The sequence below is a fragment of the Geodermatophilus sp. SYSU D00965 genome, from assembly GCF_054050075.1.
The window spans coordinates 89,324-105,444 of the sequence record NZ_JBJGYQ010000002.1; the positions used below are offsets into that span (position 1 = coordinate 89,324).

14 protein-coding genes are annotated in these 16,121 nt (G+C 74.8%); 6 read left to right on the top strand and 8 right to left on the bottom strand.

The features are described 5' to 3' along the window. Window positions 1–193: 193 nt before the first annotated feature. Window positions 194–1,192, bottom strand: coding sequence for a GlxA family transcriptional regulator (locus tag ACI789_RS02110; protein ID WP_457006490.1), 999 nt, complete (start codon window positions 1,190–1,192; stop codon window positions 194–196). 144 nt (window positions 1,193–1,336) lie between these two features. Between ACI789_RS02110 and ACI789_RS02115 the strand changes: the two genes are divergently transcribed. After that, window positions 1,337–2,665 carry an MFS transporter gene (locus tag ACI789_RS02115; RefSeq protein ID WP_457006491.1) on the top strand — a complete coding sequence of 443 codons (1,329 nt, stop codon included), beginning with the start codon at window positions 1,337–1,339 and terminating at the stop codon, window positions 2,663–2,665. A 56-nt stretch (window positions 2,666–2,721) separates the two neighbouring features. Here ACI789_RS02115 and ACI789_RS02120 read toward each other — a convergent pair whose 3' ends face one another. From ACI789_RS02120 to ACI789_RS02135, 4 genes are all read right to left on the bottom strand, one after another. Continuing rightward, on the bottom strand, window positions 2,722–3,552 hold the full coding sequence (locus tag ACI789_RS02120; RefSeq protein WP_457006492.1) for a DUF2182 domain-containing protein: 831 nt from the start codon (window positions 3,550–3,552) through the stop codon (window positions 2,722–2,724). A gap of 10 nt (window positions 3,553–3,562) precedes the next feature. Continuing rightward, entirely contained in the window at window positions 3,563–4,198 is a 636-nt protein-coding gene (locus ACI789_RS02125; protein ID WP_457006493.1) for a DUF1326 domain-containing protein, read from the bottom strand. Between the two features lie 104 nt (window positions 4,199–4,302). After that, on the bottom strand, window positions 4,303–5,883 hold the full coding sequence (locus tag ACI789_RS02130) for a GMC family oxidoreductase (RefSeq protein WP_457006494.1): 1,581 nt from the start codon (window positions 5,881–5,883) through the stop codon (window positions 4,303–4,305). A 104-nt stretch (window positions 5,884–5,987) separates the two neighbouring features. After that, the gene (locus tag ACI789_RS02135) at window positions 5,988–7,499 is read right to left on the bottom strand and encodes an aldehyde dehydrogenase family protein (RefSeq protein WP_457006495.1); all 1,512 of its coding nucleotides are present in this window, start codon (window positions 7,497–7,499) and stop codon (window positions 5,988–5,990) included. Window positions 7,500–7,630: 131 nt separating this feature from the next. Between ACI789_RS02135 and ACI789_RS02140 the strand changes: the two genes are divergently transcribed. From ACI789_RS02140 to ACI789_RS02160, 5 genes are all read left to right on the top strand, one after another. Next, a complete protein-coding gene (locus ACI789_RS02140; RefSeq protein WP_457006496.1) occupies window positions 7,631–8,512 on the top strand; it encodes a PaaX family transcriptional regulator in 882 nt (293 codons plus the stop codon). 139 nt (window positions 8,513–8,651) lie between these two features. Beyond that, a complete protein-coding gene (locus ACI789_RS02145; protein ID WP_457006497.1) occupies window positions 8,652–9,563 on the top strand; it encodes an SDR family NAD(P)-dependent oxidoreductase in 912 nt (303 codons plus the stop codon). Then, complete coding sequence (locus ACI789_RS02150) at window positions 9,560–10,453, top strand: amidohydrolase family protein (RefSeq protein ID WP_457006498.1); 894 nt, start codon at window positions 9,560–9,562, stop codon at window positions 10,451–10,453. Before ACI789_RS02145 ends, ACI789_RS02150 begins: the two co-directional genes overlap by 4 nt. Further along, complete coding sequence (locus ACI789_RS02155) at window positions 10,450–12,063, top strand: AMP-binding protein (RefSeq protein ID WP_457006499.1); 1,614 nt, start codon at window positions 10,450–10,452, stop codon at window positions 12,061–12,063. The genes ACI789_RS02150 and ACI789_RS02155 overlap by 4 nt, the downstream gene beginning before the upstream one ends. A gap of 33 nt (window positions 12,064–12,096) precedes the next feature. Further along, complete coding sequence (locus ACI789_RS02160; protein WP_457006500.1) at window positions 12,097–12,564, top strand: MaoC family dehydratase; 468 nt, start codon at window positions 12,097–12,099, stop codon at window positions 12,562–12,564. A gap of 79 nt (window positions 12,565–12,643) precedes the next feature. Here the strand turns inward: ACI789_RS02160 and ACI789_RS02165 are convergent, their stop codons facing one another. The 3 genes from ACI789_RS02165 to ACI789_RS02175 all read right to left on the bottom strand — a co-directional run bounded on the left by ACI789_RS02165 (window position 12,644) and on the right by ACI789_RS02175 (window position 16,078). Continuing rightward, window positions 12,644–14,239, bottom strand: coding sequence for an FAD-dependent monooxygenase (locus ACI789_RS02165; RefSeq protein ID WP_457006501.1), 1,596 nt, complete (start codon window positions 14,237–14,239; stop codon window positions 12,644–12,646). Beyond that, the gene (locus ACI789_RS02170; protein ID WP_457006502.1) at window positions 14,236–15,210 is read right to left on the bottom strand and encodes an ABC transporter substrate-binding protein; all 975 of its coding nucleotides are present in this window, start codon (window positions 15,208–15,210) and stop codon (window positions 14,236–14,238) included. Before ACI789_RS02170 ends, ACI789_RS02165 begins: the two co-directional genes overlap by 4 nt. A 127-nt stretch (window positions 15,211–15,337) precedes the next feature. Then, window positions 15,338–16,078, bottom strand: a complete 741-nt coding sequence (locus tag ACI789_RS02175) for an SDR family NAD(P)-dependent oxidoreductase (RefSeq protein WP_457006503.1) — start codon at window positions 16,076–16,078, stop codon at window positions 15,338–15,340. Between the last annotated feature and the right edge of the window lie 43 nt (window positions 16,079–16,121).

Consider the following 16,121-nt stretch of genomic DNA (forward strand, 5'->3'; position numbering starts at 1 on the left):
ATGGCCGCCGTCGATCCCGGGCGCGGCGCACCTGCGCGGAGCAGGGCGAGCTCGCGTCGTCCGCGGGACGTCCGACGACCGGGCGCGCCTCGGTGGCGCTGCCTCGGTCCGACGTCGGGTCCTGCAGCTCCGGATGAGCGGAGGGCGGCGCCGGTACGTCGTACTCAACCAGATGCGGACCGCGTCTGTGCCATCACCCCGTGGAGTGTCCGGTCACACCCGCGCCGCGGTAGGTGCGCCGGTAGGTGCCCGGGGCGACGCCGATGCTGGCCCGCAGGTGCTGGCGCAGCGAGGCCGGTGTGCCGAACCCCGCGTCGGCGGCGACCCGGTCGATCGGCGCGTCGGTGGACTCCAGCAGGTGCCGGGCCAGGGCCAGCCGCTGCCCGGCCAGCCAGCGCAGCGGGGACACGCCGGTCTCCTCGCGGAACCGGCGGGTGAAGGTGCGCACGCTCATCCGCGCGTGCGCCGCCAGGTCGGCCAGGGTGAGCGGCTCGCCCAGCCGCTCGGTGGCCCAGGCCCGGGTGGCGGCGGTGCCCGCCTCGCCGGCCTCCGGCAGCGGTCGTTCGACGAACTGCGACTGGCCGCCCTCCCGCCACGGTGCGACGACGTTGCGCCGGGCGACCCGGTTGGCGACCTCGCTGCCGTGGTCGCGGCGCACCAGGTGCAGCAGCAGGTCGATGCCCGCGGCGACACCGGCGGAGGTCAGCACGTCGCCGTCGTCGACGAAGAGCACGTCCGGGTCGAGGTGCACGGAGGGGAAGTTGCGGCGGAAGGCGTCGACGTCGCGCCAGTGGGTGGCGGCCGGCCGGCCGTCGAGGAGGCCTGCGGCGGCGAGCACCGACGACCCGGTGCAGATCGACACCATCCGGGCGTGACCGGCGGCTGCACGCAGGGCCTCGCGCAGCTCCGGCGGGATGCGGCCCTCACGCACCGCCGGGCCGCCCATGATCCCGGGGACGATCACCGTGCCGGCCGTCCGCAGCACCGAGCCGTCGTGGTCGGGCTGGATCGAGAACCCGTCTGCCGTCCGGACCGGCTGCCCGTCGAGCGTGGCGATCCGCACGTCGTAGAGCGGCGAGCCGTCGTCGGCCTCGGCCAGCCCGAGCAGCCGGTAGGGCAGCCCGAGTTCGAAGCCGACGACGCGGTCCACCGCGAGGACGGCGACCTCGTGCCGACTCCGGCCCGGCGTCATGGCCGGACTCGGGCCTGGCGGCATGGCCGGACTCGGCCCCGGGGACATGGCCGGACTCGCGCCTGGAGGCATGGCCGGATCGTTGCACATGTTGGCCTCCGGGCCACTGTCGGTCGGTCGCCGCCGTCGGTCATGCTCGGCGCCGTGACGACGACCGACCACCCCCGCACCGCCGCCACCCACCGCATCCACCCGGCCTGGTGGGTCGCGGCGGTGACCTTCCTGGCGCTGGTGGGCGCCGCGGCGTTCCGGGCCGTGCCGGGGGTGCTCATCGACCCGCTGCGCGCGGAGTTCGGCTGGTCGGTGACGACCATCTCGGCGGCCGTCGCGGTCAACATGGCGCTGTTCGGACTCACCGCGCCCTTCGCCGCGGCGCTGATGGAGCGGTTCGGCATCCGGCGGGTCGTCGTCGCCGCGCTGCTGCTCACGGCGACCGGCAGCGGGCTGACCGTCTTCATGACCGCCAGCTGGCAGCTGGTCCTGCTGTGGGGCGTGCTGGTCGGCCTGGGCACCGGGTCGATGGCGCTGGCGCTGGTGGCCACGGTGACCGGCCGCTGGTTCGTGGCCCGGCGCGGGCTGGTCTCCGGCGTCCTCACCGCGGGCAGCGCGACCGGTCAGCTGGTCTTCCTGCCGCTGGTCGCCTGGGCCGAGCAGACCTGGGGCTGGCGGGCGGCCTCGCTCGGGACGACGGCGGCGGCGCTGGCCGTCGTCCCGCTGGTGGCGTGGCTGATGCGCGACCGGCCGCGCGACCTCGGGGTGGCCCCCTACGGCGGAACGCCGGACGACGACGTCGCCCCGGTGCGCACCGGGGCCGCGCGCGCAGCGGTCCGCGGCCTGGTCGAGGGTGCCCGCACCCGGCCGTTCTGGCTGCTGGCCGGCGGGTTCTTCATCTGCGGGCTGTCCACCAACGGGCTGGTGCAGCCGCACTTCATCCCGGCCGCGCACGACCACGGGATGCCGGTGACGACCGCCGCGGGGCTGCTCGCCGTCGTCGGGGTCTTCGACATCGCCGGCACGGTGTTCTCCGGCTGGCTCACCGACCGGGCCGACCCGCGGGTGCTGCTGCTGGCCTACTACGGGCTGCGGGGGCTGTCGCTGTTCTTGCTGCCGACCCTCTTCGGGCCGCACCTGCACGCCAGCATGATCGCGTTCATCGTCTTCTACGGCCTGGACTGGGTGGCCACGGTGCCCCCGACCCTGGCGCTGTGCCGGGAGCACTTCGGGCCGCGGGCGCCGGTGGTGTTCGGCTGGGTGTTCGCCTCGCACCAGGTCGGGGCGGCGGTCGCCGCGTTCGGCGGCGGCGTCATCCGGGACGTGACCGGCTCCTACGACCTGGCCTGGTTCGCCGCCGGTGCGTTGTGCCTGGTGGCCGCGGCGCTGTCCATCTCGATCCGGCGCTCCCGCCCGGCGGCGTCCGACGTCGGGCTGCCGCCGTCGCCCACCCAGGCCGCGGCCGGCCAGGCGCACGGCTGAACCACGCGCCCGAGGGGCAGAGATGGCCATCTCTGCCCCTCGGGCGGCGGAGGGCGTCAACGGGAGGTGCTGACCGGCGGCGCTGCGCAGGCCCCGTGGTGGCAGGCCGGCGCGGCGGGGGAGAACAGCGCGGAGGAGCAGACCGCGACGCCGCACAGCAGCAGCGCGAACCCGACCGGGCGGACCAGCCGCGCGCCCCAGCGGGCGGTCTTCTCGGTGACCATCACGGCGGTGAGGGCGAGCATCCAGCCGAGGCTGGCGACGCCGGTGGCGGTCAGCAGCAGCATCAGCGCCCAGCAGCAGCCCAGGCACCACAGCCCGGCCCGGACTCCGAGGCCGGCCGCGGCCCGGGTCCCGCGGCGGTAGTGCTGCCAGAGGAAGGACGCCGGTGACCGGCAGGTGGTCAGGCAGGCGTCCTTGAGCCGGCTGAACTGGTAGCCCCCGGCGAGGAGGAGTGCCGCGCCGAGGACCAGCCCGTCGCGGGCGGCGAGCCACGGCCACGCCGCCACGAGCCGGTCCACCGCCCAGGCGGCGAGGAGCGCCGGCGCTGCCGCGGCGGTCCAGGTGGCCAGGTAGCCGGCATACAGGCCGGTCCGGGCGGCGCGCGGGTGCGGCGCCCGCGCGCTGACCGCCACGAACAGGCGGGCCAGCGGCACCAGCGTGGGCAGCATCATCGCGCCGAGCATCACCGTCCAGGCGGCCAGCGCCGTGGCCACCCGCACGCCCCACGGCGCGGCGCCGTCCGCCGCCGCGTGGCCGTGCCCGGCTGCCCCGGCGAGCACCAGCGCGAACGTGACCGCCCAGCAGGCGCCGGCGACGCCCCACAGGAGCGGCGCGGGGTCGCGCGGCCGGCGGGTCGGGGGCGCCGCCCGGGACGCCGTCGTCACGCCGGGCCGCTCAGCCGGTGAAGCGGAAGTGACCCTGGATGGCGTTCTTGCCGGAGATGTCGATGTCGGGCCGGCCGAGCATGCGACCGGCCTGCCGGTAGACGGTCGCCTTGCCGGGGAAGGCGGGGGAGCCGGGGATCGTGCTGAACACCGTCTCGTTCAGCGTCGTCGTCCGGCCGGTGGCGCCCTGGAACGGCGCGAGCTGGGCCTCGACGACGTCCCCGATCCGCAGCGTGCCCGCGCCCTTCTCCACGGTGAAGGTCAGCGGGGCCTTCTGGACCGAGACGACCTCGCCGATCAGCGCGGCGAGGTCGGCGATCGGGCCGCCGAGCTGCCCGGTGAACACGTCGAGCAGCGCCTGCTGCTGCTCGTCGGTGCAGCGGTCGTCCACGTAGAGGGCGACCCGCCAGTTGCCGGCCAGGACGTTGCCCGGGATGTGGGTCACCGACGCCAGTGCCCGGTCGGAGACGTCGACCCCGCGCACCGTGCCCGAGTCGACGTACCAGGCCAGCGACGAGTCGCAGACGCCCCCGTCGGGGTCCTCACCCACCCAGCAGGGACAGATCGCGTCGCACGTGCACACCTCCAGGAGTCGGCCCTCGAGGGTGTAGGTGGTGGTCTCGGTGGCTTCCGCGGTGGCGGTCATGGGGGTCCCCCTGCGCGCGAGGTCTGCGGGCACGGTCATCGCAGCACCGCGGGCCCGCCGGGGGCAGGGTCGCCGGGCCCTGCCGGGCAGGGACCGGCCGCCGGTCAGGCGGTGCCGGCGAGGGCGGGGTCGACGGTGCGGCCGGTGACCAGGTCGGCCGCCCGCTCGGCGACGAGCATCGTCGGGGCGTTGGTGTTGCCCCGCACCAGCGTCGGCATCACCGAGGCGTCGGCCACCCGCAGCCCGTCGAGGCCGTGCACCCGCAGCTCCGCGTCGACCACCGCGCCGTCGTCGGTGCCCATGCGGCAGGAGGACACCGGGTGGTACAGCGACTCGAGGGTGTCGCGCACCGCCCGGCGCAGCCCGTCGGGGGAGTGCACGGTGCCGCCCGGCGACCACTCCTCTCCGAGGACGGCGGACAGCGGGCCGGTCGCGGCGATCTCGCGGGCGACCTCCACCCCGCGGACGAGGGCGTCGAGGTCGCGCTCGTCGGTGAGGTAGCCGGGGTCGATCGCCGGGGCCCACGTCGGGTCGGCCGAGCGCAGCCGCACCGAGCCCCGCGAGTGCACCCGCACCAGCACGGCGGCGGCGGTGAAGGCGTCGACGTCGGGGTCGACCTCCGCCTGCCGCCAGTACTTGACCGGCAGGAAGTGGACCTGCAGGTCCGGGGCGGGCAGGTCGGGCCGGGAGCGGGTGAACAGCCCCGCCTCGGCGAGGTTCGACGTCAGCGGGCCCCGCCGGGCGGCGAACCACCGCGCGTACCCCGACGGCGACTCGGCGCGGAACAGCGACCGCCCCGAGCGGGTGTGCCAGACCACCGGCACCAGCGGGTGGTCCTGCAGGCCTGCCCCCACGCCGGGCAGGTCGTGGACGACGTCGACGCCGACCTCCCGCAGGTGCGCACCCGGGCCGATACCCGAGAGCAGCAGCAGCTGCGGCGAGTTGACCGCCCCGCCGGCCAGCACGACCTCGGTGGCGGCGTGCGCGGTGTGCGTCCGCCCGCCGCGGCGGTACTCGACGCCGGTGGCCCGCCCGCCGGAGACCAGCACCCGGGTGGCCAGCGCGCCGGTCCGCACGGTGAGGCCGGGACGGCCCAGCGCGGGCCGCAGGTAGGCGTCGGCGGCCGACCAGCGCCGGCCGCGCCGCTGGGTGAGCTGGTAGAGCCCGGCGCCCTGCTGGGTGGCGCCGTTGAAGTCGTCGTTGCGCGGGTGGCCGGCGGCGATCGCGGCCTGGACGGCGGCCCGTGACCACGGGTGCGGCGAGCGCGGGTCCTCCACCCGCAGCGGGCCGCCGACGCCGTGGAAGCGGTCGGCGCCGCGGGCGTTGTCCTCCATCCGCCGGAACAGCGGCAGCACGTGCTCGTAGGACCACGACTCGTCGCCGGTGAGCGCGGCCCACTCGTCGTAGTCGCACGACCCGCCGCGCACGTAGATCATCGCGTTGATCGACGAGGACCCGCCGACGAGCTTGCCCCGCGGCCAGAACAGCCGCCGGCCGCCCAGGGCCGGCTGCGGCTCGGTGGTGTAGTTCCAGTCCCGCCGGGTGCGCCAGTTCTTGTACAGCGCCGCCGGGATCTGCACCTCGAGCGCGTCGTCGGAGCCGCCGGCCTCGAGCAGCAGCACCCGCCGCGACGGGTCCTCGGTCAGCCGGGCGGCCAGCACGCAGCCGGCCGACCCCGCGCCCACGACGACGACGTCGAACTCCTCGGCGCCGTCGGGAGGGCCGAGGGGGCCACGAAGGTCGCCCTCAGGGGGACGGCAATGGCCATTCCCGCCCCGTGGGGCCGCGGTCACCGGTGCCGCCCGTGCACCAGGCCCATGACGCGGGCCAGCGCGTCGGCGGCGGCGGCCGGGCGGCGGAAGCTCATCAGGTCGACGGGGAGCGGCACCCGCTGCCGGGTGATCGCCTTGGCCCGGGTGAACTCCTTGAGCCCGTCCGGGCCGTGGATGCGGCCGAAGCCGCTCTCGCCGACGCCGCCGAAGGGCAGCGCGGGCACCGCGGCGAAGGTCAGCACCGAGTTCACCGAGGTCATCCCGCTGCGCATCCGCCGGGCCAGGTCCATCGCCCGCTCTCGGGACCGGGAGAAGACCGCGCCGGCCAGGCCGTGCGGGTTGGCGTTGGTGCGCGCCAGGGCCTCCTCGGCGTCGCGCACCCGCGTGACGGTGAGCGTCGGGCCGAAGGTCTCCTCGCGCACCGCCGCCGAGGTCTCCGGGACGTCGAGCAGCACCGTCGGCGCCACGTACCGGCCCTCCACGGTGCCGCCGGCCACCACCCGCCCACCGGCGGCGACGGCGTCGTCCACGTGCCGGCGCACCACGTCGGCCTGGGACGGCATGGTCATCGGCCCGTAGTCGGCGGCGTCGTCCGACCCCGGGCGCAGGCCGCGCACCCGCTCGGTCACCTCGGCGACGAAGGCGTCGTAGACCCGCTCGGTGGCGTAGACCCGCTCGATGCCGATGCAGGTCTGCCCGGCGTTGCTCATCGCGCCCCAGACCGCGGCGTCGGCGGCGGCGGCCACATCGGCGTCGTCGTCGACGATCATCGCGTCCTTGCCGCCGAGCTCCATGAGCACCGGCGTGAGGGTCTCGGCACAGGCGGCCATCACCCTCCGCCCGGTGGGGGCCGAGCCGGTGAAGGCGAGCTTGCCGACGCCGGCCTGGCACAGCGCCGCGCCGGTCCCGCCGTCGCCGGTGACGACCTGGAGGACGTCGGCGGCATCCGGCACGGCGGCCCGCCAGGCGGTGGCCAGCCACGTGCCGACCGCGGGGGTGTGCTCGGAGGGCTTGAAGACGACGGCGTTCCCGGCCGCCAGCGCGTAGGCGATCGAGCCCATCGGCGTGAAGACCGGGTAGTTCCACGGGCCGATGACCCCGACGACCCCGAGCGGCTGGTACTCCAGGTACGCGGCGTGGTTGGCGGCGAGCAGGCCGGGGTTGACCCGGCGCGGGCCGAGCACCTTGCGCGCGTGCGCCCCGGCCCAGGCCAGGTGGTCGATCGCCAGGCTGATCTCGAGGATCGCGTCGGCGTGCGGCTTGCCGTTCTCGCGGTGCACCAGGTCGGCCAGCTCGTGCAGGCGCCGGGCCAGGTAGCCGCGGTAGGCGGCCAGCCGCCGGCGGCGGCCGTCGAACCCGAGGCCGGCCCACGCCGCGGCCGCGGTGCCGGCCCGCTCGACCGCGGCGCGCACGTCCGCGGCGTCCTGCACCGGGAAGACCCCGACCACGGCGCCGGACGCCGGGTCGGTGGACTCGAAGGTCGGCGCCCCGGAGCCCGCGGGGACGTCCTGGCGCGCGGCGAGCGACATGGGCACGCACGCTACCCAGCGGTGCGGTGCGCTGCCTCTACGGAGGCAGACCTCTGGCGCGCGTCAACGATCTGCGTATCGTTGTCGGCCATGACGAGCGCGACCGCACCGCCGGCGGGGAGCGCGGGGCCGTGACCGCCGCCGACGCCCTCCCCGGTGGCGGGGTGCTGGAGGAGGCCCTCGGGGACGCCGGTCCGCCGCAGGTGCGCCCGCAGACCCACGTGCTCATGTTCTGCGGCGTGCACCTGACCGACCCGGGCGTCGCCGTCCCGACGCCGGGGCTGGTCGAGGTGCTGGCCCGGACCGGCGTCGGTGAGCACGCCGCCCGCTCCACGGTCAGCCGGATGCTCCGCCGCGGGACGCTGCAGGGGCACCGGCGGGGCAAGCGGGTGCTGCTCTCGCCGTCCCCGGGCGCGCGGGCCGAACTCGCCCAGGGCGGTGAGCGGGCCTGGCGGTCGCCGGTCAACCGCACCTGGGACGGGCAGTGGACGCTGCTCGGCTTCTCCCTGCCGGAGAGCCGGCGGGCCGACCGGCACCTGCTGCGCTCGCGGCTGCAGTGGGCCGGCTTCGGCATGCTGCAGAACGGCCTGTGGGTGGCGCCGCGGCGGGTCGACGTCGAGGCGCTGCTGCGCACGGTCGACGTCCTCGACTCGCTGAAGGTCTTCCGCGCGCAGGTGGCCGCGCCCAGCCAGGTCACCGACCTCATGGACGACGCGTGGGACGTGGCCGGCATCGCCCGGGGGTACGCGCGCTTCCTCGAGCGGTGGGACCGGCCCGACCCGCTGCCCGACGCGCCCGACGACCTCGCCCGCCAGCTGTGGCTGCACGGGGAGTGGACCCTGCTGGCCCGCGCCGATCCAGGGCTGCCCATCGAGTACCTGCCGGCCGACTGGCCCGCCGTGCGCGCCGAGCACGTGGCGCTGCGGCTGCGCGCCCGCTACGAGGCGGGCGCCGCCGCGATCGCCGCGGGGCTGGTCGAGCGCCTCGACCCCGCCGGCGACGCGCCGCGCTGACCTGCGGACCTGTCGCGCACGGTCCGTTGTCGACGCACGTGCGTTGACGTCCGACACGAAAGTGAATAACTTCGCGGGCATTGGTCGACGTGGCGCGGGCCACGTCCCCCCATCCCCGGACTCGTTCGAGAGGACTCCCATGCAGCTCAACGGCAAGGTCGCCGTCGTCACCGGGGCCGGTCGCGGCCTCGGCCAGGCCTACGCCAAGGCGCTCGCCGCGGCCGGTGCCGCCGTCGTGGTCAACGACCTCGACGTCGAGCTCGCCGAGGAGACAGTCAAGGCCATCCAGGCCGCGGGCGGCACCGCGGTCGCCGAGGGCTCGGCCATCGGCTCGACCGAGGCGGCCGACGCGATCGTCGCCAAGGCGGTCGAGGAGTTCGGCCGGCTCGACATCATGGTCACCAACGCCGGCGTCCTGCGGGACCGGTCGCTGCTGAAGATGGAGGACGCCGACTTCGACGTCGTCGTGCAGACCCACCTGCGCGGCACCTTCACCTGCGGCCGCGCCGCCGCCCGGCAGTTCAAGGAGCAGGGCGGCAACGGCCGGCTCATCCTCATCGGCTCCCCGGCCGGCCAGCGGGCCAGCTTCGGGCAGACCGGCTACACCGCCTCCAAGGCCGGCATCGTGGGCCTGGTGCGCACCTGGGCCGCCGAGCTCGAGCGCAGCGGCAGCACGGTCAACGCGGTCATCCCGGTGGCGCTGACCCGGATGGTCGCCACCATCCCGGGCTTCGCCGAGCTGGTCGAGAAGGCCGACCGCGGCGAGCCGATCCCCGCCGAGGTCCGCGCCAGCGGCCTGGGCACCCCCGACGACGTCGCCGGGCTCGTGGTCTTCCTCGCCTCCGACGAGGCCGCCGGCGTCACCGGCCAGGCCATCGGCGCCGGCGGCGACCGCATCTCCATCTGGTCGCACCCGAGCGAGGTCGTCACCGAGCTGCGGGACGGCGGCTGGACCGCCGACGCGATCGCCGAGGCCTTCCCGACCGCGTTCGCGCCGCACCTGCAGGCCTTCAAGCCGGACACCATCCCCGGCGTCCCCGAGGGGAAGTGACCACCGGCATGGGCATCGACCTCGACGGGATCGTCGCCATCGACGTGCACACCCACGTGCACAAGTCCGTCCACGGCGCCGCGCACACCGCGGACGCCGAGGACATGGGGGAGTACTTCGGCATCGGGAAGATGCCGCAGTACTCGCTGCCGGAGCTGGCCGACTACTACCGCGAGCGCAAGATGGCCGCGGTCGCCTTCGGCGTGGACAGCGTCTCGCAGACCGGCGAGGAGCCGGTGCCGACCAACGAGGAGGTCGCCGAGCTCGCCGCCGAGCACAGCGACGTCATCATCCCGTTCGGCAGCATCGACCCGGCCCGCGGCGCGGCCGGCGTGCGGGCGGCCCGGAAGCTGGTCACCGAGTACGGGGTCAAGGGCTTCAAGTTCCACCCGAACACCCAGGCGTTCTTCCCGAACGACCGGATGGCCTACCCGCTCTACGAGGTCATCGCCGAGCACAACCTGGTCGCGCTGTTCCACACCGGCCAGACCGGTGTCGGCGCCGGTCAGCGCGCCGGCGGCGGCATCCGGCTGAAGTACTCCAACCCGATGCACGTCGACGACGTGGCCGTCGACTTCCCGGACATGAAGATCATCCTGGCCCACCCGTCCTTCCCCTGGCAGGACGAGGCGCTGTCGGTGGCCACGCACAAGCCGCAGGTCTACATCGACCTGTCCGGCTGGTCGCCGAAGTACTTCCCGCCGCAGCTGGTGCAGTACGCCAACTCGCTGCTGAAGAACAAGGTGCTCTTCGGGTCGGACTTCCCGGTCATCACCCCCGAGCGGTGGATGAAGGACTTCGACGGCATCGCGATCAAGGACGAGGTGCGGCCGAAGATCCTCAAGGAGAACGCCGCCCGGCTGTTCGGGTTGGACGGGTCCGGGGCGTGAACGAGAGCTTCGCGACCGTCCTGGAGACGGTCGGGGACCTCCGCCGCGACCGGCTGGCGGTCAGCCACGGGGAGCGCACCCGCACCTGGGCCGAGCTCGACGAGCGGGCCGCCCGCCTCGCCGGGCACCTCGCCGCCCGGGGGATCGGCCCGGAGTCCCGGGTGGCGGTCGCGCTCTACAACGGCATCGAGTACCTGGAGAGCGTCTACGCGATCCTCAAGCTGCGCGCGGTGCCGCTGAACGTCAACTACCGGTACCGGCGGGACGAGATCGTCGCGCTGCTCGAGGACGCCGGGGCCGAGGCGGTCGTCTTCGACGCCTCGCTGGCCGAGCGGTTCGGCGAGGCCCGCCCGGCCCTGCCGCGGCTGCGTGCCCTGGTGCAGGTGGGCGGGGCGGACGACGTCCCGGAGTGGGCCGACGACTACGAGCGGGCGGTGGCCGGCGCGGAGCCGGCGCCGCGCATCGAGCGCGGCAACGACCTCTGGCTGATGTACACCGGCGGCACCACCGGCCGGCCCAAGGGCGTGCTCTCCCGGCACTCCGGGCTGTTCGGCACCTGCAGCGCCAACGGGTTCCTGCTGCTCGGGGAGCCGTTCCCGCAGACCCTCGAGGAGCTGCGGGCCACGCTGGAGCGGCTCGGTCTGGACCGGGACGCGATGGTCTGCCTGCCGGCGCCGCCGCTGATGCACGCGACCGGCATGTACACCACGTTCGGCGCGCTGCTGGCCGGCGGCCGGGTGGTCTACCTGCCGTCGCGGTCCTACGACCCCGACGAGCTGGCGGCCACCGTGCAGCGGGAGCGGGTGGACACCGTGTCGATCGTCGGCGACGTCTTCGCCCGGCCGCTGGCCGACGCGCTCGACGCCGCCGAGGCCGCCGGCCGGCCCTACGACCTGTCCACGCTCAAGCGGATGATCAGCGTCGGCGTGACCTGGAGCGCCGACGTCAAGGAGCGGCTGCTCCGGCACGCCGACATGGTCTGCCGCGACCTGGTCGCCTCCTCGGAGGGCGGTCCCTACGCCGTCGTCGAGACGCGGCGCGGCGAGCCGACCGAGACCGCCCGCTTCCGGCTCTTCCCGGGTGCGGCGGTCATCGACGACGCGGGGCGGCCGGTCGAGCCGGGCTCGGGCGAGATCGGGCTGCTGGCCGCGCCGGTGGACGAGCACATCCGCTACCAGGGGGACGACGCGGCGACCGCGGGCACGTTCCGCGAGATCGGCGGGCGGCGGTGGGTCGTCCCCGGCGACATGGCCAGCCTCGAGGCCGACGGCACCGTCGTCTTCCACGGCCGCGGCAGCCGGGTGATCAACACCGGCGGCGAGAAGGTGTTCGCCGAGGAGGTCGAGCAGCTGCTGCTCACCCACCCCGCCGTCCGGGACGCCATGGTCGTCGGCGCGCCCGATCCCCGCTGGGGGTCGCGGATCGTCGCCGTCGTGGCCCTGCAGCCCGGGGCGCAGCTCACCAGCGAGGAGGCCCGCGCCTACGTCGGGGAGCGGCTGGCCGACCACAAGCGGCCCCGTGAACTGGTCGTCGTCGACGAGTTGAAGCGCAGCCCCTCGGGCAAGGCAGACCTGACCTGGGCCCGGCGCGTCGCCGGGTCCGCCGGCTAGACCGGACAACCAGTCCCAACACGAGGAGGACCCATGGCCACCCCCATCACCGTCGACGGCATCGAGGGCGTCAAGAGCCTGGTCGGCCAGGAGCTCGGCCCGACCGACTGGGTGGAGATCACCCAGGAGATGGTCAACCAGTTCGCCGACGCGACCGGCGACCACCAGTGGATCCACGTCGACGTCGAGCGGGCCAAGAAGGAGAGCCCCTTCGGCGGCCCGATCGCCCACGGCTACCTGACGCTGTCGCTGTGGCCGCGGCTGGCGCCGGAGCTGATGGAGTACACCGGCTTCAAGCTGACCGTGAACTACGGCACGGAGAAGGTCCGCTTCCCGTCGCCGGTCCCGGTCGGGGCCAAGCTGCGCGCCAAGGCCGTCATCGACTCGGTGACCGAGGTCGGTGAGGGCGTCATCCAGGTGCTGCAGACCGCCACGTTCGAGGTCGAGGGCTCGGCCAAGCCGGCGCTGGTCGCCGTGATCGTGCTGCGCCACTTCGTCTGACCGCACACCCGTTCCACGAGCGAGGCCCCCTGACCTGCCGGTCAGGGGGCCTCGCTCGTTGGTGCGTCGGGGCTCGAGGTCAGCCCGCGGCGCGCCCGGTGACCGTGGCGAGCACGCCGTCGGCGTCCGCGACGGCGTCGCCGACCCAGGCGACGTACTGGTCGGGGCGCACCAGCACCAGGTCCGCGCCGTAGGCGGCCCGGACGTCGGCGCCGACGTCCACCACGCGCAGCGGGACCGACGCCCGCTCCGCGGCCGCCAGGAGCTCCTCGCCCCCGGTCCCGGCGCGCAGCAGCACGAACGCACCGCCGGTCAGGTGGTCGAACAGGTCGACGTCGGCGCCCTCGGGCTGGGCGGCCAGGTGGTGCCCGGGCCGGGCCCGCGTCTCGTGCCGGCCCAGGGCGCTGGGCGTCCCGGTCCCGTCCCCGGCGACGACGGGCGAGCCCTCGTAGTTGGGCTCGAACGCGTCGACCTCCTCGGGGGAGCCGGAGGCCCGCTCGTCCCACGCGGCCTCGAAGGCCTCGAGGTCCTTCTCGGGGTCGTGCGCGGCGAGGAAGTCGCGGTCGACCTCGATGGACTTGTTGATGAAGTCGTCCCGGGTGGAGGCGAAGACCGGCCGCCGCTCGGCGTCGTAGGAGTCCAGCAGGTGCTCGCCGGCCCAGCCCTCGAGCGCGGCCTGCAGCTTCCACGCGAGGTTCGCGGCGTCCTCGAACCCGGTGTTGATCCCGAAGCCGCCGTAGGGCGGGTGGCTGTGCGCGGCGTCGCCGGCGATGAACAGCCGGCCGGCGCGGTAGGAGTCGGCGAGGGCGAAGCGCAGGTCCCAGAAACCGACGTGCTGGAACTCGATGTCGAACTCCGCGCCGACCGTGCCGAAGACCAGCGGGCGGAAGTCGGTGTTCGCGTCGGTGGTCGCCCGGTCGACCGGCGCGTGGAAGAACCAGGTCTCCGTGGCGTCGACGCGGCCGAGGAACTGCCAGTAGCCCTGCAGCTCCGGGTTGAGCACGTTGAAGTACGACCGGCCACGGTAGCGCTCGAGCAGGCCGTCGAGCTCCCGCGAGCGGAAGACGAGCAGCACCATGAGCTGGTCGTGGTCGGAGCGGGTCTGCGGGATGCCGGCCGCCTCGCGGACCAGCGACCGGGCGCCGTCGCAGCCCACCGCGTACTCGGCCTCGACCTCGAGCACCCCGCCGGAGCCGTCGGTGGCGCGGATGCGCACGCCCCCGTCGTCCTGGGTGACCTCCTCGGCCTTCCAGCCGTAGTGCAGCGAGACGCCCGGCACCTCGGCGACGCGCTCGCGCAGCGCCTGCTCGGTGGCGTACTGGGGGAGGCGCTCGTTGTCGGCGGCGTAGAAGCGGCGGACGGCGGCCCGGCGGTGCCAGTCGTAGGCGTACGGGCCGAGCAGCGAGCCGTAGGCGGTCATGCCCCCGATGCCGTACTCGGTGGGGATGCGCCGGCCCGCGCGCACGCGGTCCTCGACACCCCAGGCCCGCATGTGCTCCATGGTCCGCTGGGTCAGGTTCTGCCCCTTGGGCACCGGCTGCGGCTCGGGGCGGCGCTCGATGACGGCGCAGCGGATGCCGCGCTGCCCCAGGGCGATGGCCAGCCCGGTCCCGACCGGCCCGCCGCCGACGATGGCGACCTGCGTCTGCACGGTCTGCGCGATCTGCTCGGTCATCCGACGACGACCTCGTCCAGGTCGACCGGCGCCTCGATCAGGCCGTAGCTGACCATCCGGTCCTGGATGAGCTCCACCGACTCCCGGTCGGTGGCGCCCTGCCAGGTGTTGATCCGCACCTGCGAGGCCAGCTCGGGGGAGATGTCGCTGATCTCGGGCAGCGCCGCGCGGAACGACTCCGGGTCCTGCTCGATGGCGTCGGCGGTGGCCTGCACGCCCTGGAGGAAGGCCTCGGCCACCTCGGGGTTCTCCTGCACCGCCTGGGCGCTCATCACGTAGGTGCCGATCTGCAGGCCCGGCCGCAGCTCGGAGTACGGGTGACCGACGATCTTCATGCCCTGCTGCTCGGCCGCGGTGACGAACGGCTCGATGACCACGGCGGCGGCGACGTCACCACCGAGCACCGCCGGGGCCATGTCGGGGAAGGGCAGCTCGACGAACTCGACGCTGTCGGGGGCCAGCCCGGCGTCCTCCAGCATCGCGCCGACGACGACGTCGTTGATGTTGCGCAGGGTGTTGACCGCGATCCGCTGACCCTCCAGCTGGGAGATGTCGGTGACCGTGCTGTCGGGCGCCACCATGAGGGCGGAGAAGTCCTGCTCCGGGTCCTCCGACGTGCTGGTGCCGCCCGCGACCATGCGCACGGGCAGTCCCTGCTCGGCGGCCACGAGGACCGAGACGATGTTCGAGCCGGCGACGTCCAGGTCGCCGCCGAGCAGCTGCGGGATCACCGTGGCCCCGCCGGCGGAGGCGGAGACCTCCAGGTCCAGGCCCGCGTCCTCGAAGAAGCCCTGCTGCTGGCCGTAGGTGAGGAAGTTCAGCGGGGCGCCGGCGGTGTCGGCGACGGTGATCGTGGTGAGGCCGCCCTCGCCGGCGGGTGCGGAGGCGGACTCGGAGTCCCCTCCGCATCCGGCGAGGAGCAGCGCCGCTGCGCTGAGCGCGGCGGCGGCGGGGCGGAACCGGGCGGACACGGGGTCTCCTCTCGGACGGGGTGGCGACATCCGTGACCGACGCCACCCGACTGGTCTCGACGGTAGCTGGCGTTCCGCACTATGGACGCCATGTCGGGAGAAGTTCCGCAGGGTCGAACGCCCCGCGTCAGTGCAGGTGGCCGCCGCCGTCGCAGATGAGCGTCTGGCCGGTGACCATGCGGGCGTCCGGGCCGCAGAGGAACGAGACCAGGCCGGCGAGGTCCTCGGGCCGGACCCGGCGGCGGATGGCCTGCTGCGCCATCGTGCGGTCGAAGTCCTCCTCGGTGTTGTACTGCTCGGTGCCGGGGGTGGCGACCTGCCCGGGCATCACCGCGTTGACGGTCACCTCGTGCGGCCCGAGCTCACGGGCGAGCACCCGGGTCATCCCGATGACCGCGCCCTTGCTCGCCACGTACGCCAGCTGGCCGGGGCTGCCGGTGAAGAAGGTCCGCGAGGCCACGTTGACCACGCAGCCGCGGCCGCTGGCCACCAGCCACGGGTGTGCCGCCTGGGTGGCCAGCGCGTAGCCGACGGCGTTGACCGTGAGGTAGCGCAGCAACTCGTCCTTGCCGGACTCCAGGTAGGGCCGGCGGGGCGAGATCAGCCCCGCGTTGTTGACCAGGACGTCGATGCCGCCGGTGCGCCCGGCGACCGTGGCCATGGCCGTCTCCAGCTGGTCGGGCTCGGTGACGTCGCAGGCGAGGAAGTCGCTCGTCGCGCCGTCCTCGGGCTCCAGGACGTCGAGGACGGTGACCCGGTGGCCGTCGGCGGACAGCCGCTCGGCCAGCGCCCGGCCGATGCCGCGCGCGCCTCCCGTGACCACGGCGGTGGTCCCGCCGTCCCGACCGGACCCGGGCGAGCTGGGCATGCGCGGGGTTCCTCCCTCTCCGGCGGGCGGGGTGCCCGCGGCC